The sequence below is a fragment of the Nocardia sp. NPDC046763 genome (genome assembly GCF_040645495.1).
Classification (GTDB): domain Bacteria; phylum Actinomycetota; class Actinomycetes; order Mycobacteriales; family Mycobacteriaceae; genus Nocardia.
In genome coordinates this window covers 441192-456926 of sequence record NZ_JBEYYI010000004.1, presented here as the reverse complement: position 1 = coordinate 456926, position 15735 = coordinate 441192, and the positions used below count along the sequence as shown (strand labels likewise).

Below are 15735 nucleotides of genomic sequence, written 5' to 3'. Positions count from 1 at the left end.
TCGATGAACTCCGGCTTCGCCGGCATCGACAACCCACTGTTCTACGCCGACCACACCTCCATGCTCTTCGGCGACGCCAAGAAATCCGTCGGCGCAGTCACCGAGGAACTCAAGGCGCTGTAGCGGTCTCGTGAAGTACCCCGTTCTTGACCTACAGGTCTAGAACGGGGTACTTTTGCGTTCATGGGCAGACCACGGAGCTTCGACGAAGACGCCGTGGTGGAACGTGCGATGGAGACGTTCTGGACCCATGGCTATGCCAACACCTCCCCCGCCCAGCTCGCGGAAGCCTGCGGCGTCGGAAAAGGCAGTCTCTACAACACCTTCGGAAGCAAGCGTGAGTTGTTCGACCTGTGCATGGCGCGGTACGACCGGACCGGGGCGGAGCTGGCCCGGGAGGTCTTGTCACAGCCGGGGACGACCCGCGAGCGACTTCGCGCCTGGATGCGGTGGACCGTCGACAACGATCTGGCGCAGCCGGTCCGCCGGGGGTGCCTGGTGGCGAATACCGCCATGGAGCTCGGCGGGCATGATGCCGAGGCGACCAAGGCGGTGACGGCCGCGCACGCACACCTGGTCGAGGCGTGCACCGAACGCATCGAGCAGGGGCAGCGCGACGGGGATGTCCGGCCGCAACTCGACGCCCTGGGCTACAGCGAGTTCTTGATGAATACCATTGGCGGCCTTCGCATCATGGCCAAGATCGCGGACGCGGAGACGCTGTACCGAATTATCGACACCGCACTGACCACCCTCTGATTCACGGGCCGCATCCGGCGGCCCTTTCCTTTAACCCAGTTTTTGACCTACAGTTCAAGAAAGGTACGGATCATGGATCTCGGACTGAACGGCAAGACCGCACTCGTCACCGGCGCGAGCCGCGGCATCGGGCTGGCCGTCGCCGAAACGCTCGCCGACGAGGGCGTACGCGTGGTCGGCGTCGCCCGCAATATCACGCCGGAACTCGAAAAGGTCGCGGCGGCCACCGTTTCCGCCGATCTGAGCACCGCCGAGGGCGCGCTGGCCGCGGTCGAGGCGGCGCTGTCCGAGCTCGGCGGCATCGACATCCTGGTCAACAATGTGGGCGGCGGCGACGCCGACCAGCTGACCCTGGGCAGCTTCCTGGACGTCCCGGACGAGCAGTGGCGAAAGCTGTTCGACCTCAACCTGTTCGGCGTCGTCACCACCACCCGCGCGGCACTGCCGAGCATCATCGAGCGGCGCGGCGCGATCGTGACCGTGTCCTCGATCAACGCCCGGATCCCGGCGGCCGGCCCGGCGGGCTACAGCGAGGCCAAGGCCGCGCTCACCAACCTCGGTAAGCGGCTCAGCGAGGAATTCGGTCCGCAGGGCGTCCGCGTCAACACGGTGTCGCCCGGGCCGGTCGGCACCGACATCTGGCGCGGCCCCGACCACCTCGGCGCGAAGCTGGCCGCGGCCAACGGCATGGACCACGAGCAGTTCCTGAACGCCATTCCGGCGCAGTTCAATATCGCCTCCGGCCGCATCGCCGAAGCGAAGGAGGTGGCGGCGCTGGTCACCTTCCTGGCCTCCGAGCAGGCCGGCATCATCAACGGCGCGGACTACGTGATCGACGGCGGTATCGTCAAGACGGTCTGACACATCGGCACGACAACGGCCCGCGTCCTCGAAAGGAACGCGGGCCGTTGATATTCGATCGATTACAGGTAGAGGCCGGTGCCGTGTTCGGGGTGGGAGTTGGCGATGGCGTGCAGATCGCGTTCGCGCAGCACGTAATACGCCTGCGCCTGGATCTCCACCTCGAACTGATCGTCGGCACTGAACAGCACCTGGTCACCGACGCTCACCGCGCGGACATGGGAACCCACACCACAGACCTCGCCCCACGACAGGCGCTTGGCCACCTGCGCGGTGGCCGGGATGAGAATGCCGCCGCTGCTGCGCCGCTCGCCCGCCTCGGGGTTGAGCTTGACCATGACGCGGTCGTGCAGCATTTGGATCTCTAGCTTGGCATCGGACACCGCGGCAGTGTACTGCGCGAGTACGAGCGATTATGCCCCGGTGCCCGCGTCCGGCCCGGCGGCCGGCGCCGCGGTCTCGGGCGCGACGATGCGGCGGATGGCGTCCTTGATCCAGGCGCGCTGCTCCTCCGGATCAGCGTCCACGCCGACGGTGAAGGCGTTGACCTGTGGGACGGCCAGCGGATAGTTGATCATCGACATGAGCAGCATGAGCACCTGGCCGGACGGCATGTCCGCGCGCATCAGGCCCTTGCCCTGCGCCACCTCGACCTTCTCGCGCTTCTCCAGGTAGCGGCCGCTGCGCAATTCACCCGCCGAGGCATGCTCCCGGCCCAGTTCCAGGGCCTCCCACTGCAGCAGGCGCAGTAGTTCGGGATGCTCGCGGTGGTAGTCGATGTGCTGGTCGATCCAGGTGTCGAGGTCCTCGATATCGGTGGTCACCGAGCCGGCCACGGTCAGCATGGTCTCCTCCAGCACCTGATGGAAGAGCTTCTCCTTGTCGCCGAAGTAGGCGTAGATGAGCTGCTTGTTGGCCTTGGCGCTGCGTGCGATGCGGTCCACCCGCGCCCCGGCGATCCCGTACTGCGCGAATTCCGCGGTCGCGGCCTCGAAGATGCGCGCCTTCGTGGCCTCGGGATCCCTGATGGCTGCCATGCCTTCGATGGTAACCAACCAACTGGTTGACAAGCCGGGGATCCCGTTGGAATATCTCTAACCAACCGGTTAGTTACAACACTCGAGTTTCCGGCGCAACGGCGCGCCCGCCACCCCCATTCCGCCTTTCACACTCGGGAGAACGACGTGACCACCCTCGAAAACCGGCCCGCCGCAACGGCCCCCGGCGCGCCCGGCCCCCTCGAGTTCGCCGCCCGCTGGCGCGCACTGCCCGTCATCCTCAGTGCCATGTTCATGGCGATGTTCGACTGGTTCGTCGTCAACGTCGCCGCCTCCTCGCTGCAACACGACCTGCACGCCGGTGAATCGGCGCTGGAACTCATCGTCGGCGGCTACGGCTTCGCCTACGCCTCGGGCCTGATCACCGGCGGCCGGCTCGGCGACCTGCACGGACACCGGCGGCTGTTCGTGATCGGCATGCTCGCCTTCACCTTCGCCTCACTGCTGTGCGGGCTCGCGCCCAATGCCTGGGCGCTGGTCGCCTTCCGCATTCTGCAGGGCGGCACCGCGGCGCTCATGGTGCCGCAGATGCTCGCGCTCATCAATACGCTCTTCCCGCCACACGAACGGCCCAGGGCCATGGCCGCTTTCGGCGCCACCATCGGCATCGGCGCGGTGTCGGGTCAGGTGCTGGGCGGGGTGCTGCTCGACGCCGACCTGTTCGGGTGGGGCTGGCGCACCATCTTCTACATCAATGTGCCGATCGGGCTGATCGCCGCCGCCCTGGCCGCGCGCTGGCTGCCCCGGCACGAGCAGACCCACCGGCCGAAACTGGATCCGATCGGCGCGCTCGGCATCTCGGCCGCGCTGGCGCTGCTGCTGGTCCCGATCACGCTGGGCCGGCCCGAGGGCTGGCCGGTGTGGACCTGGGTCAGCATGCTCGCCTCGATCCCGATGCTGCTGCTTACCCTGCGCTACGAGAACCGGCTGGCCGCACGCGGCGGCGAACCCGTCCTCGACACCGCCATGGTGCGCGAACGCGGGTTCAGCCTCGGACTGGTGATCGCGGGCGGGTACCTGACCTTCTTCGCCGGATTCATGCTGTGCCTGACGCTCATGCTGCAGAACGGACTCGGGCTCTCACCGCTCACCGCCGGGCTCGCCTTCGCACCGCTGGGACTGTGCTTCGCGGGCAGCTCGTTCTTCGTCGCGCCGCGGGTCGCCGCCCGCATCGGCAATCGGGTCATGGTGGTGGGGACGCTCACCAGCCTCACCGGGCTGGCACTGACCCTGACCGTGCTGGCCACCATGGGCCAGCACGTGAGCGTGCTCGCGCTCATCCCGGGCATGATGATCGTCGGCACCGGTAATGGGCTGACCATTCCCTCGGTGGTCGGGGCGGTGCTGTCGTCGGGGATTCCGGCGCGGCAGGCCGGGATGGCGGCCGGCGTGCTGACCACCTCGCAGCAGTTCGGAAACGCCATCGGCGCAACGGTTCTCGGAGTGATCTTCTTCAGCGCCCTGGGCGCCCACCACGGGACCGGCGGCTACGTGACCGCCATGGAGATGGCCGCGCTGGGCGGAGCCGCGGTGCTGGCCGTCGTGCTCACCGCCGCACTCGCACTGCCGAAGGCCGCCACCGCACGCTGATAACTCACGCTTGTCGCACGGGCTTCCGGACAAATCAGCCGGAAGCCCGTAGCTTCCTGAGTGTGGACATCGATCTCGACACACTGCGCGGTCTGCTCCCGACAGGCATGGTGGTGACCGATCCGGATGTGCTCGCCGGATATCGGCAGGATCGGGCGCTGGATCCGGACGCCGCGACCGCGCTCGCGCTGGTGCGGCCGATGACAACCGAGCAGGTCGCGACCACTGTGCGGTGGGCGGCCGAGCATCGGGTGCCGATCGTGCCACGCGGGGCCGGGACCGGACTGTCCGGGGGGGCCACCGCGCAACCAGGGGCGCTGGTGCTGAGCACCGAGAAGATGCGGGAGATCAGCGTCGACACCGTGACGCGGACCGCGGTGGTACAGCCGGGACTGCTGAACGCCGAGGTCAAGCGGGCCGCGGCCGAACACGGGCTGTGGTATCCGCCGGATCCGTCCTCCTTCGAGATCTGCTCCATAGGCGGGAACGCGGCCACCAACGCCGGCGGGCTGTGCTGCGTGAAATACGGCGTCACAACCGATTACGTGCTCGGTATGGAGGTCGTGCTGGCCGACGGGACCGCGGTGCGGCTGGGCGGGCCGCGGCTCAAGGACTCCGCGGGACTGTCGCTGACCAAACTGTTCGTGGGCAGCGAGGGGACGCTGGGGATCATTACCGAGCTCACCCTGCGGCTGCTGCCCGCGCAACCGCCGCAGTCCACCGTGGTCGCCACCTTCCCCACACTCACCGCGGCGACCGACGCGATTCTGGCCATCACCGGCCAATTGCGGCCCTCCATGCTGGAATTCATGGATTCGGTGGCCATCAATGCCGTCGAGGACGAGCTGCGCATGGGACTCGACCGGAACGCGGCGGGGCTGCTGGTGGCGCGGTCCGACGCCCCGGGCGAACACGCCGGGCACGAGGCGGACATCATGCTGGCCGCCTGCGAAAAGGCCGGGGCCACCGAGGCTTTCCGCACCGACGATCCCGAGGAGGGCGAAGCCTTCTGCGCGGCACGGCGATTCGCCATCCCCGCCGTGGAACGCAAAGGGCCGCTGCTGCTCGAGGACGTGGGCGTGCCGTTGCCCCGGCTCGGCGACCTGGTCACCGGCATCGCCGAGATCGCCGCGCATCGGCGGGTGCTCATCTCCGTCATCGCGCACGCGGGCGACGGCAACACCCATCCCCTGATCGTCCACGACCCCGACGACCTGGAGGAATCCGAGCGCGCGCACCTCGCGTTCGGCGAGATCATGGACCTGGCCATCGGCCTGGGCGGCACCATCACCGGCGAACACGGCGTGGGCCGGCTGAAGAAGGCCTGGTTACCCGATCAGCTCGGCCCCGACGTGATGGCACTCACTCGCCTGATCAAGGACGCGCTGGATCCACACGGGATACTCAATCCGGGCGCGGTCCTCTGACCGGCCGCCGGAACAATCCACATCACAAGGGAGTTCACACCGGTCATGAGCACCAAGCTGGAACACAATGCCGACGCGACCCGCTACGAGATCTACCTGGACGGCACTCTCGCGGGCTACGCCGACTACGCGGAGCGGGTGGACGGCGATACCAAGGTCCGCGACATCCAGCACACCCTCACCTTTCCCGAGTTCCGGGGCCGCGGCGTGGCCGCACAGGTGGTGGAGTTCGCGCTGAACGACGCGCGCACGGATGGTTTCTCGATCATTCCCACGTGCTGGTACGTCGAGAAGTACATCGGGGAGCACCCCGAATACGCCAACCTGGTGGCCTAATTCGCGCGGTGGTGCCGGCGCTGCCAGACCCGGAAGTGCCGGTCTGCGCTGCCCACCATCGCCTCCCCCACCTTCGCGTCGTCGAACCCCGGTAGTGATTGCAGCTTGGCCAGGAACGCGGTGTCGGCGGCCGAGTAGGGCACCACACACCCCTTACCGGTGGCCCCGATCAATACGAAGAACACGTCCCCCGCGAACGGGCCGTCGGCCGCCGTAATGATCCGTACCTCTGCCAGTTCCGTCCACGCGACCTCTTCCACCCGTCCGTCGGCCAGTGTGCGCCGGACGAAGGTGTCGTTGATTTCGACTCCGGCCATGGCTCCATAGTGCCCCCGGCATCCCCACCCGAACAGCCCTGAAACCCGCGCTTTACCTTGGGAAGCCGGGAAGAGAAGCTCCGGCGAACTGTTCCGCCGCACATCGACGGCGAACCGATCCGTAGGGCAATTCTCCAGCTACTGAACAGATTTCGGCGTAGGGTCGTGGCGACATCCCGGCAGGAACCGGTATGGAGCTGGCAGTCGTCTGTGAAAAGCCAGCATTTCATAGCTTTCGGGCACGCCGGCCCGTTAGGGTCCAAAAGCCCCTTGACCTAGGGGTTTTCAACAATCGGGGAGATATAGACCTTATGAAGAAGTCGGTCCTTGCTCGCTCCAGCGCCGGAATCGTTGGAGCGGCGGCCGTAGCCGGGCTCACCATCGCGATGGCCCCCGCCGCCTCCGCGCAGCTCGCCATCACCACCTCGACGGCCTACTGCGCCGGCACCACCTACACGATCACCTTCCCCGCGGCCGACGCCGCGGCCATGGCGTCGCAGTACGGTGCCAACAACTTCGTCCTGGAAGCCACCAACACCACCGGCAACTTCACCTGGTGGTCGGCGCCGGTGACCTCCACCTCCGGCCAGGACGTGACCTTCCAGTGGACCCCGTCCTCGTCGGTCCCCGCCTCCGCCTCCGCGGTCGGCTCCTGGAACCTCTACGTCACCGAGTCCGGCGTCGCCGCCGCGGCCGAGGGCCCCCTCTCGGTCACCGTCGTGCAGACCGCCCCCTCCGGCACCACCTGCTCCCCGTCCACCCTCGGCACCGGCAGCGCGAGCCAAAGCCTCGGCTCCCTCCTCAGCAACCTGCTCAGCAGCCTGTCCGCCTCCTCCACCACAGGACAGTAGGGGCAATCGGTCCGGCAGGGCCGAGCAGAACAGTTGGAGGCGGCCCCGAGTCGAAACTCGGAGCCGCCTCCAATAGTTTGCCGAGATCGAGAAACGATCAGCGCAGGATCTGACGCGACATGACGACGCGCTGGACCTGGTTGGTGCCCTCGTAGATCTGGGTGATCTTGGCGTCGCGCATCATGCGCTCCACCGGGAAGTCGGTGGTGTAGCCGGCGCCGCCGAAGAGCTGGACGGCGTTGGTGGTGACCTCCATGGCCACGTCCGAGGCGAAGCACTTGGCGGCCGCGGAGATGAAGCCGAGGTTCTTCTCGCCACGCTCGGCGCGGGCAGCCGAGGTGTAGACCATGAGGCGGGCGGCCTCGATCTTCATGGCCATGTCGGCCAGCATGAACTGGGTGTTCTGGAAGTCGGCGATGGCCTTGCCGAACTGCTTGCGGTCCTTGGTGTAGGCGATCGCGGCGTCCAGGGCGCCCTGGGCGATGCCGACGGCCTGCGCACCGATGGTCGGGCGGGTGTGGTCCAGGGTCTGCAGCGCGGTCTTGAAACCGGTGCCGGGCTCTCCGACGATGCGGTCGCCGGGGACCTTGCAGTTCTCGAAGTACAGCTCGGCGGTCGGGGAACCCTTGATGCCCAGCTTGTGCTCCAGCGGGCCGACCACGAAGCCCTCGTCGTCCTTGTGGACCATGAACGAGGAGATGCCGTTGGCGCCCTTGTCGGCGTCGGTGACGGCCATGACGGTGTACCAGTCGGACCGGCCGCCGTTGGTGATCCAGCACTTGGAGCCGTTGATGATCCAGCCGTCGCCGTCCTGACGCGCGCGGGTGCGCATGGAGGCGGCGTCGGAGCCGGCCTCACGCTCGGACAGGGCGTAGGAGGCCATCTTGCCCGCGACGATGTCGGACAGCACCTTGTGCTTGAGCTCCTCGGAGCCGTTGAGGATCAGGCCCATGGTGCCCAGCTTGTTGACGGCCGGGATGAGCGAGGAGGAACCGCAGACGCGGGCGACCTCTTCGATCACGATGCAGGTGGCGACCGAGTCCGCGCCCTGGCCGCCGTAGGCCTCCGGCACGTGCACGGCATTGAAGCCGGCCGCGTTGAGGGCGGTCAGCGCCTCCTCGGGGAAGCGGGCGTTGCCGTCCACGTCCTTCGCGTAGGGGGCGATCTCCTTCTCGGACAGGCCGCGGATGGCCTCGCGCAGCTCGTGGTGGAAGTCCTCGAGCTGGAACAGGTTGAAATCGGGGTTGCCCGCCATGGGGTTTGTCTCCTGGTTGTCGGGGTATCGCCGCTGGTTGCCCAGCATCGCCAACTTATGCGGCACTCAGTGCCAGTTGAAGTCGAGTATACGCCGCGATATCGCGGTTACGTGCGAGTACTTACCCACAATCTGTGGCACGCAGTGTCATTTTGGCCACTGCCGACATGTCACTGCGCATTTTTCGGAGGCACAGCCAGCTGTCGGGCCAGCAGGTCGGCGACCTGCCGGGGCGACAGATCACGGGGGAACACCGCGACCACCATCTGATCCGACCCTGTCGCGGCGTCCCGCGCGGCGCCCCCGCGCGGAATCGCCGCCAGTGCCGCCCGCAGATCCGCGGGACTCGCCGCCGACTCGCCGCGCACCATGCGCCGCAGCAGATAGTTGTGCGTCGCCGTCACCGCCGCCGTGAACTGCACCAGCGCCAGATCCGCACTCCCCGGCGACCGCCGGCGCAGATAGTCGGTGAACAACCGCTCGTACCGGAAGACCGTCACGATCTCCCGCTCGCGCAGCGTCGGCACCTGTCGCACCACCCCGTAGCGCCGGGCCGCGATCTCCCGCCACTGCGTGAACCGCTCGAACACCTCGACCACGGCCTCGCACACGGCATCCCACGGATCCCCCTGCGCCGCCTCCAGGAACTCCCGCGCCTGCGCCAGCTGCGACTCGTGATCGGCGAAGACCACATCTTCCTTGGACCGGAACTGCCGGAAGAAGGTCCGTCGCGAAATCCCCGCCGCCTCCGCGATCTCATCGACCGTCGTTGCCTCGTAACCCTTTTCGGCGAACAGCCGGAGCGCCTGATCCACCACGGTGAGACGGCGCTGGGTCGAATCCGCGTCGGCGCGCGGCCGTGCGGGCTGGTCGATAGGCATCCGCCAACGGTAGCGACCCGGGCGGACCGCTCCGCACACCACGGCCGACGGCGCGCGGAACGGTGACGTCAGTTCAGGAGAACGATGGCGCGTCAGCCCAGCAGCTTGGTCCGGAGCGCCTCGTCCTTCTCCAGGACCAGCTTTTCCAGGCTCGCCTGGAAACGTTCCATGCGGGAACGCAATTCGGGGTCGGCGGCGGCGAGGATGCGGACCGCGAGCAGGCCGGCATTGCGGGCGCCGCCGATGGAGACCGTGGCGACCGGGACGCCGGCGGGCATCTGGACGATCGACAGCAGGGAGTCCATGCCGTCCAGGTACTTCAGCGGCACGGGCACGCCGATGACCGGGAGCGGGGTGGCGGAGGCGACCATGCCGGGCAGGTGAGCCGCGCCGCCCGCCCCCGCGATGATCACCTTGACGCCGCGGTCGGCCGCATTCTTGGCGTAGTCGAGCATGCGCTGCGGGGTACGGTGCGCGGAGACCACGCCGACCTCGAAGCGAATGCCGAACTCGGCCAGGGCTTCCGCGGCCGCCTCCATGGTGGGCCAGTCGGAGTCCGACCCCATGATGAGGCCAACCTGTGCGGTGTCAGTCATGGTGCGGATCCCATCCGTCGGTCCAGATCGCGTGCGACATCCAGTGCGCCGCCCGCTCGGCTTTCTCCCTGGTCTCGGCCACGTCGTCGCCGAGGATATTGATGTGGCCGATCTTGCGGTCGGGGCGTTCGCCCTTGCCGTAGAGGTGCACCTTGGCCTCGGGGATGCGGGCCGAAAGATGGTGCAGCCGTTCGTCCATGGACATCTCGGGGGCCTGCGGCGCGCCCAGGATATTGGCCATGACGGTGACCGGAGCCAGCGGCTTGGTGCTGCCCAGCGGGTAGTCCAGGACCGCGCGCAGGTGCTGCTCGAACTGGCCGGTGCAGGCGCCGTCCATGCCCCAGTGGCCGGAGTTGTGCGGGCGCATGGCCAGCTCGTTGACCAGCAGCTCGCCGGCGTGGGTCTCGAACAGCTCCACGGCCATGGCGCCGGTCACGCCGAGCTCCGCGGCCAGGCGCAGGGCGAGCGCCTCGGCCTCGGTGGCCCTGGCCTCGTTCAGGTCCTGCGCGGGCGCGATGACCACCGCGCACTGGCCGTTCCGCTGCACGGTCTCGACCACCGGCCACGCGGCGGCCTGCCCGAACGGGGAGCGCGCCACCATGGCCGACAGTTCCCGCTTCAGGTCCACCTTGGCCTCGGCCATCAGCGAGACCCCGTGGGCCAGCTGGTCTTCGATGATCGGGGCGACCTCGGCGGCATCGGCGGGCATCCACACGCCGCGGCCGTCGTAGCCGCCGCGCACCGCCTTGAGCACGAAGGGCCAGCCGTGCTCGTCGGCGAAGGTCACCGCGTCGGCGACCGAGGTCACCTCGGTGTAGGCCGGGATCGGCACGCCCAGCTCGGTCAGCTTGCGCCGCATCCGGAGCTTGTCCTGGGCGTAGATCAGCGCCTGCGGCGGCGGCTGCACGTTCACGCCCTCGGCGATGAGCGCTTCCAGGTGCGCGGTCGGCACATGCTCGTGGTCGAAGGTCAGCGCGTAGGAGCCGACGGCGGCCTTGCGCAGCGCGGCCAGATCGTCGTGGCTGCCGAGGACCACGTCCGGCGTCACCTGGGCGGCCGGGTCGTCGGGTCGCTCGGCGAGCACGCGCAGCCGCTGGCCCAGCGCGATGGCCGCCTGATGGGTCATGCGCGCGAGCTGACCACCGCCGATCATGGTGACGGTGGGCATCGCGGAGGAATCGAAGGAACGGGCGCTCACGCTGCACCATGTTGTCATGACACCTACGGGCGACCGACCCGCGGGTCGCCTGACAGGTATCTGCCCCGATTTGTACCGGCCGGACAGCGTGTGGACCAGAGACGTAGACTCGCACCGTGTCATTTGTCGACAAAGTGGTCAACCGCCTGCCCACACCCCTGCGGGCCCTCGCGGACCGCCACTACGAACTACTCAAGTTCGCGATAGTCGGTGCGACCACGTTCGTCATCGATCTCGGCATTTTCTACGTCCTGAAATGGACGATCATGGACACCAAGCCGACCGTGGCCCGCATCATGTCGGGCACCATCGCGGTCATCGTGTCCTACATCCTCAACCGGGAATGGACCTTCGACAAGCGCGGTGGCCGCGAGAAGCACCACGAAGCGCTGTTGTTCTTCCTGGTCAGCGGAATCGGCGTCGGACTCGCCGCGCTGCCGCTGTGGGTGTCGAGCTACGTGTTCGATCTCCGGCAGCCCAATGTGAGTTTCACCGTCGAGAACGTCGCCGACTTCTTCAGCGCCTTCATCATCGGCAACCTGCTGCAAATGGCATTCCGATTCTGGGCCATGAAGCGGTGGGTGTTCCCCGACGAAATGCAGGAACTGCAAACCGAATTCGAGGACCTCGTCAACGAGAACGAAGATCTCGTCAACGAGAACGAGGAGCAGCTGGGTCACAGCTGAGAGTGACGGTCAGGCGGACACCGCCCGCCGGACTTTCCCCGATGGTCGCGGTACCGCCGTGTAAGCGGGATTGCTGCGCGACCAAAGCCAGACCCAGACCGCTGCCCGGCGTGGTGCTCGCCCGGTAGAACCGCTCGAAGACGCGCTCCCGATCCGGTGCCGGGATGCCGCGACCGTCATCGTCGACGGTGAGGACGACGTGATCGTCGTCGCGGCGCATCGCGATCTCGATACGCTGCGCCCCGCCGTGCCGGATGGCATTGGTCACCGCGTTGTCGACGATCGAACGCAGCCCCACGGCCTGCCCGCGCAGCACGATGGGCTCCACCGCCTCGGTGTCGATGATCACGCCGGGATTCGAGCGCCGGGCGTCATCCACCACCTGATCGATGAGCTGTCCCAGCTCCAGATCCTCCCGCTCGGATTCGGTGGCCAGATCGCCCACCGCCAGCCGTTCCAGGGCCTGCAGGGTGGCCTCGACCGAACTCTGCGCACTCAGGATCTCGTCGAGAATCTCCGCGCGCTCGGCATCCGGCAGGGGCATGGACCGCAGCACCTGCAGGTCGGTCCGCATGGCCGTCAGGGGTGTGCGCAGCTCGTGCGCGGCGGTGGCGGCGAAATCGCGTGCCGTGACCAGTGCTTCGTCGGTGTGCCGGCGCTCGGTCGCGATGCGCCCCAGCATGGTGTTCATGGCCTCGGCCAACTCCGTCGTCTCGCTCGCCGCGGGATGACGCGAGGTCTGCAGGGCCAGCCCCTCCCCCAGCTCGGCCGTCGCCGCGGTCAGCCGTCGCAGCGGGACCACCGCCCGATGAGCGAAATACCAGCCCAGCACTGCCGCCAGCAGCACCGCGGCCAGTCCGATGAGCACGATCCGGATCCGCTGCTGCGCAGCCGAATCCGAGGCCACGTCGGTGGACACGGTCACCGCCACCGGATGGCCGTCGAGCGCCACCGTGCGCGAGTACTCCGGCTCCGGACTGCCCGGTTCGCCGCGCAATGTGAGCACCCCGGGTTTCGTGACGGCGGGCACGCCCGGCTCGGCTGCATCCGTTCCGCCGGGCAAGGGCGCGCTCGGCAGCACGGGTTCCGGCAGCGACCGGCCGGGTTGCAGTTGGGCGGGGGCGAGCACGATCGCGCTGACCACCCGGCCGACCTGATTCGCCGCGTCGTTCGGCGCGAACGCGAACAGCACCACCGACATGGCGGCGACCACCACCGCGGCCGTCGCGGCGCTCGCCAGCGCGACCCGGGCGCGCAGCGACACCGGCCGCCGCGGCAGCCTTTTCACGGCTCGGTCCGCAGGACGAAGCCGACGCCGCGGACAGTGTGGACGAGCCGCGGGGATCCCGCGGCCTCGATCTTGCGGCGGAGGTAGGAGACGAACACATCGACCACCTTGGTCTGGGTTTCGAAGTCGTAGCCCCAGACCCGGTCGAGGAGCTGGGCACGGGAGAAGACCTGCCCGGGCGCCGAGGCCAGCGCGGCGAGCAGATCGAATTCACGTTTGGTGAGGTCGAGGGGCGTGCCGTCGACCCATGCGCGCCGCGCGCCGGGTGCGACGGTCAGCGGGCCCACGGTGATGTGATCGTCGGTGACGTGGGCCGGGGCGGGCGCGCGGCGCAGCATGGCGCGCAGCCGGGCCACCAGTTCGCCCAGGTCGAAGGGCTTGGTGAGGTAGTCGTCGGCCCCGGCCTCCAGGGCGTCGATGCGATCGGTGACTTCCGCGCGGGCGCTGAGCACGCAGATCGGGATGTCGTTGCCCAGCGCGCGCAGTGCCGTAACGACCTGCACGCCATCCAGATTCGGCATGTTCAGGTCGAGCAGCATGGCCTGCGGGGCATAGGCGGCGATCTGGCGGAGCGCGGCGGCCCCGTCTGCCGCGGTTTCGACGTCGAAACCCGACATCCGGAGCCCCCGCGCCACCGAGGACAGCACCCTGACATCGTCGTCCACAATCAGAATCCGGGGACCCGTCACATGATCAGACGATACTGACGCGAGCTGAGAGCGGAGCCTCAGCGAGCCGGGTACACCACGATGTTCTGCGACGATTTGCCGGGCGGGATCGCCACGCCCGGGTCGCCCGGCTGCACAGTCACCACGCTGGGCGCCGGCACGCCCGGCCGCAACGGGAGGGCCGGCACGGCGTCCGGGCCTGGCGGCATACCCGGCTCGGCCTGGCGCACAGTCACATTGCCGTCGCGATCCTTGATGATCAGCACGCCCGGACCGGTGGGGGCGGCCGGGGCGGCGGGCTCGCTACTGCCCGTATCCGCCAGTCCGGCAATCGAATCCGGCGTCGCGGCCTGCGCCACCGCGGGCAGTGCCAGCACCCCGAGGGCGGCGGCCCCGAGGACCGCGGCGGTCACGGTGCGGCGGCCGGTGAAGGTCGGCATCGCGTCTGTGAAGGTCGGCATGGCGTCTCCTGTTCGCTCACCGGCGATGGCGTGCCGGTTCCGGTTGACGAATCCGAAGGTAGGAAGCGGATTCTCGAGTCCGGATAACGAACGGTTAGAGAACGGACAGAAGATCAGCGCGGCTCGGTGCCGACCGCGATCGGCCGCGACGCCACACCCGAGGAGCCGAGGAACACGGCGAACAGGGCGGGGCGGCGACGCTGGAGTTCCAGTCGCCCGCCGTCGGCTTCGATCAGCGCGCGGGCCAGGGCCAGCCCGACGCCGGTGGAGCCCGCCGCCGAGAAGCCGCGGTCGAAGATGTGCGGCGCCAGTTCATCTCGCACGCCGTCGCCCTCGTCGGCGACCTCGACGACCACCAGCGGCTCGCGGTCGTCCAGGCGTCCCGTCACCGTGCGCACCGACACCGTGCAGGTGCCGCCGCCGTGCATGAGGGCATTGTCGACCAGCACCGCGAGCGCCTCGCGCAGGCGTGAACCCGTCACGGGTGCTTTGAGAGTCGGGTCGCCGAGCAGCACCAGCTTGCGTCCGGCCTCAGCGAAGGGATGCCGCCATTCCGCGACGACACTGCGCAATTCGGCGACCACGGGCAGGGGATCGCGTTCGGCCGCACCCTCGTCGCGGGAGGCGCGCACCAGTTCGTCGATGGCATCGGTGAGCCGATCCACCTGTGCCATGGCTTCTTCGGCCTCGTGCACCACCGCCGGGTCGGCGTGCGCGGACAGCTCGTCCAGGCGCAGGCGCACGGCGGTGAGCCGGCTGCGCAGCTGATGCGAGACATCGGCCACCAGGGCGTGCTCGCGCTGCAGCCGGCCCGCAATCTCCACGGTGGCCGAATCCAGGACGTCGGACACCCGGTCCAATTCGGTGATGCCGTGGCGGCGCGGATCAGCGCGGAAGTCGCCCATGGCCAGCCGCGCCGCGCGGGCCGCCACGTCCCGCAGCGGGTCGGCCACCCGGCGCGCGGTCACCACCGCCACCGCGATGCCCGCGCCCAGCGAGATGAGCACCAGGCCCAGCACCGCGCCGAGCGCCTGCCGCTGCATGGAATGCATTGGGGCCGAGGGCACTTCCAGCCGCAGCGAGCCGTCGATACCCATCGACCAGGACTCCGACAGCGGATCGCGCACCGTGTCCGCGCCGATGTCGACCCGCTTGTTGGGCTCGGTCGGCGTCGGATAGATGATGGTCAGCTTGCCGTTTGCGGGGATCAGCAGCCGCACCGCCTTGGTGTCCAGCTCGCCGTACACCACGCCGTCGCGCTCCTGCCGCGTCACCTCCTCGGAGATGCCGTTGAGGCGGTTGCGCAGTTCATTGCGGTTGATGTCCTCGACCCACTGCCAGGCCGTGAACGCCAGCGGCACACCGAGAACCAGGGTGGTGAGGGTCAAGGCGGCCACCATGGACAGCAGGATCCTGCGTCTCATCGTCGAGATGCCTCGATTCGCCGGGTCTTCGGGGTTCGGACGCGTGCGGAACGGCACAACAAAAGGATTTCGAACTGAG

Annotated in this window: 19 protein-coding genes; 8 read left to right on the top strand and 11 right to left on the bottom strand. The window is 68.4% G+C overall.

Annotated features, from left to right (window positions below; all coding sequences use genetic code 11):
• The 3 genes from ABZ909_RS09490 to ABZ909_RS09480 form a co-directional block, all read left to right on the top strand.
• Positions 1-123 (top strand): NAD(P)(+) transhydrogenase (Re/Si-specific) subunit beta (locus tag ABZ909_RS09490; protein ID WP_356997334.1); only part of this gene is annotated, 123 nt, incomplete at its 5' end.
• A 60-nt stretch (positions 124-183) separates the two neighbouring features.
• Positions 184-759, top strand: a complete 576-nt coding sequence (locus tag ABZ909_RS09485) for a TetR/AcrR family transcriptional regulator (protein WP_356997306.1) — start codon at positions 184-186, stop codon at positions 757-759.
• Positions 760-831: 72 nt separating this feature from the next.
• Positions 832-1620: an SDR family oxidoreductase gene (locus tag ABZ909_RS09480; RefSeq protein ID WP_356997304.1), complete on the top strand. Its 789-nt coding sequence runs from the start codon at positions 832-834 to the stop codon at positions 1618-1620.
• 62 nt (positions 1621-1682) lie between these two features.
• Here ABZ909_RS09480 and ABZ909_RS09475 read toward each other — a convergent pair whose 3' ends face one another.
• Both ABZ909_RS09475 and ABZ909_RS09470 read right to left on the bottom strand, forming a co-directional pair.
• Positions 1683-2003, bottom strand: a complete 321-nt coding sequence (locus ABZ909_RS09475; RefSeq protein WP_356997302.1) for a co-chaperone GroES — start codon at positions 2001-2003, stop codon at positions 1683-1685.
• A 30-nt stretch (positions 2004-2033) separates the two neighbouring features.
• Positions 2034-2657: a TetR family transcriptional regulator gene (locus ABZ909_RS09470; RefSeq protein WP_356997300.1), complete on the bottom strand. Its 624-nt coding sequence runs from the start codon at positions 2655-2657 to the stop codon at positions 2034-2036.
• Positions 2658-2804: 147 nt separating this feature from the next.
• On the opposite strand from ABZ909_RS09470, the gene ABZ909_RS09465 reads away from it, so the two are divergent.
• From ABZ909_RS09465 to ABZ909_RS09455, 3 genes are all read left to right on the top strand, one after another.
• Complete coding sequence (locus ABZ909_RS09465) at positions 2805-4268, top strand: MFS transporter (RefSeq protein WP_356997299.1); 1464 nt, start codon at positions 2805-2807, stop codon at positions 4266-4268.
• Between the two features lie 107 nt (positions 4269-4375).
• Positions 4376-5695, top strand: coding sequence for an FAD-linked oxidase C-terminal domain-containing protein (locus ABZ909_RS09460; protein WP_356997332.1), 1320 nt, complete (start codon positions 4376-4378; stop codon positions 5693-5695).
• A gap of 45 nt (positions 5696-5740) precedes the next feature.
• Positions 5741-6031, top strand: a complete 291-nt coding sequence (locus tag ABZ909_RS09455; RefSeq protein ID WP_356997297.1) for a GNAT family N-acetyltransferase — start codon at positions 5741-5743, stop codon at positions 6029-6031.
• On the opposite strand, the gene ABZ909_RS09450 is transcribed toward ABZ909_RS09455, so the two are convergent.
• Positions 6028-6348: a hypothetical protein gene (locus tag ABZ909_RS09450; protein ID WP_354830095.1), complete on the bottom strand. Its 321-nt coding sequence runs from the start codon at positions 6346-6348 to the stop codon at positions 6028-6030. The genes ABZ909_RS09455 and ABZ909_RS09450 overlap by 4 nt on opposite strands.
• 311 nt (positions 6349-6659) lie before the next feature.
• On the opposite strand from ABZ909_RS09450, the gene ABZ909_RS09445 reads away from it, so the two are divergent.
• Positions 6660-7199: a hypothetical protein gene (locus ABZ909_RS09445; RefSeq protein ID WP_356997295.1), complete on the top strand. Its 540-nt coding sequence runs from the start codon at positions 6660-6662 to the stop codon at positions 7197-7199.
• Positions 7200-7296: 97 nt separating this feature from the next.
• Here ABZ909_RS09445 and ABZ909_RS09440 read toward each other — a convergent pair whose 3' ends face one another.
• The 4 genes from ABZ909_RS09440 to ABZ909_RS09425 form a co-directional block, all read right to left on the bottom strand.
• Complete coding sequence (locus tag ABZ909_RS09440; RefSeq protein ID WP_356997330.1) at positions 7297-8454, bottom strand: acyl-CoA dehydrogenase; 1158 nt, start codon at positions 8452-8454, stop codon at positions 7297-7299.
• A 170-nt stretch (positions 8455-8624) separates the two neighbouring features.
• Complete coding sequence (locus ABZ909_RS09435) at positions 8625-9335, bottom strand: TetR family transcriptional regulator (RefSeq protein WP_356997293.1); 711 nt, start codon at positions 9333-9335, stop codon at positions 8625-8627.
• A gap of 92 nt (positions 9336-9427) precedes the next feature.
• On the bottom strand, positions 9428-9931 hold the full coding sequence (purE, locus tag ABZ909_RS09430; protein ID WP_356997292.1) for a 5-(carboxyamino)imidazole ribonucleotide mutase: 504 nt from the start codon (positions 9929-9931) through the stop codon (positions 9428-9430).
• Positions 9924-11099: a 5-(carboxyamino)imidazole ribonucleotide synthase gene (locus ABZ909_RS09425; RefSeq protein ID WP_356997329.1), complete on the bottom strand. Its 1176-nt coding sequence runs from the start codon at positions 11097-11099 to the stop codon at positions 9924-9926. The genes purE and ABZ909_RS09425 overlap by 8 nt, the downstream gene beginning before the upstream one ends.
• A gap of 146 nt (positions 11100-11245) precedes the next feature.
• On the opposite strand from ABZ909_RS09425, the gene ABZ909_RS09420 reads away from it, so the two are divergent.
• The gene (locus ABZ909_RS09420) at positions 11246-11815 is read left to right on the top strand and encodes a GtrA family protein (RefSeq protein ID WP_356997291.1); all 570 of its coding nucleotides are present in this window, start codon (positions 11246-11248) and stop codon (positions 11813-11815) included.
• Here the strand turns inward: ABZ909_RS09420 and ABZ909_RS09415 are convergent.
• From ABZ909_RS09415 to ABZ909_RS09400, 4 genes are all read right to left on the bottom strand, one after another.
• Entirely contained in the window at positions 11781-13103 is a 1323-nt protein-coding gene (locus ABZ909_RS09415) for an ATP-binding protein (protein ID WP_356997290.1), read from the bottom strand. The genes ABZ909_RS09420 and ABZ909_RS09415 overlap by 35 nt on opposite strands.
• Positions 13100-13792, bottom strand: a complete 693-nt coding sequence (locus tag ABZ909_RS09410; RefSeq protein ID WP_356997289.1) for a response regulator transcription factor — start codon at positions 13790-13792, stop codon at positions 13100-13102. Before ABZ909_RS09410 ends, ABZ909_RS09415 begins: the two co-directional genes overlap by 4 nt.
• A 38-nt stretch (positions 13793-13830) precedes the next feature.
• On the bottom strand, positions 13831-14232 hold the full coding sequence (locus tag ABZ909_RS09405; RefSeq protein ID WP_356997288.1) for a hypothetical protein: 402 nt from the start codon (positions 14230-14232) through the stop codon (positions 13831-13833).
• A gap of 113 nt (positions 14233-14345) precedes the next feature.
• Positions 14346-15656, bottom strand: coding sequence for a HAMP domain-containing sensor histidine kinase (locus tag ABZ909_RS09400; protein ID WP_356997287.1), 1311 nt, complete (start codon positions 15654-15656; stop codon positions 14346-14348).
• Positions 15657-15735: the final 79 nt, after the last annotated feature.

Excerpts from the sequence above, each read along its gene's own strand:
- ABZ909_RS09485 (WP_356997306.1), top strand. The coding sequence starts at position 184 with ATGGGCAGACCACGGAGCTTCGACGAAGACGCCGTGGTGGAACGTGCG.
- ABZ909_RS09480 (WP_356997304.1), top strand. The coding sequence starts at position 832 with ATGGATCTCGGACTGAACGGCAAGACCGCACTCGTCACCGGCGCGAGC.
- ABZ909_RS09470 (WP_356997300.1), bottom strand. The coding sequence starts at position 2,657 with ATGGCAGCCATCAGGGATCCCGAGGCCACGAAGGCGCGCATCTTCGAG.
- ABZ909_RS09460 (WP_356997332.1), top strand. The coding sequence starts at position 4,376 with ATGGTGGTGACCGATCCGGATGTGCTCGCCGGATATCGGCAGGATCGG.
- ABZ909_RS09455 (WP_356997297.1), top strand. The coding sequence starts at position 5,741 with ATGAGCACCAAGCTGGAACACAATGCCGACGCGACCCGCTACGAGATC.
- ABZ909_RS09450 (WP_354830095.1), bottom strand. The coding sequence starts at position 6,348 with ATGGCCGGAGTCGAAATCAACGACACCTTCGTCCGGCGCACACTGGCC.
- ABZ909_RS09445 (WP_356997295.1), top strand. The coding sequence starts at position 6,660 with ATGAAGAAGTCGGTCCTTGCTCGCTCCAGCGCCGGAATCGTTGGAGCG.
- ABZ909_RS09440 (WP_356997330.1), bottom strand. The coding sequence starts at position 8,454 with ATGGCGGGCAACCCCGATTTCAACCTGTTCCAGCTCGAGGACTTCCAC.
- ABZ909_RS09435 (WP_356997293.1), bottom strand. The coding sequence starts at position 9,335 with ATGCCTATCGACCAGCCCGCACGGCCGCGCGCCGACGCGGATTCGACC.
- purE (WP_356997292.1), bottom strand. The coding sequence starts at position 9,931 with ATGACTGACACCGCACAGGTTGGCCTCATCATGGGGTCGGACTCCGAC.
- ABZ909_RS09425 (WP_356997329.1), bottom strand. The coding sequence starts at position 11,099 with ATGCCCACCGTCACCATGATCGGCGGTGGTCAGCTCGCGCGCATGACC.
- ABZ909_RS09405 (WP_356997288.1), bottom strand. The coding sequence starts at position 14,232 with ATGCCGACCTTCACAGACGCGATGCCGACCTTCACCGGCCGCCGCACC.
- ABZ909_RS09400 (WP_356997287.1), bottom strand. The coding sequence starts at position 15,656 with ATGAGACGCAGGATCCTGCTGTCCATGGTGGCCGCCTTGACCCTCACC.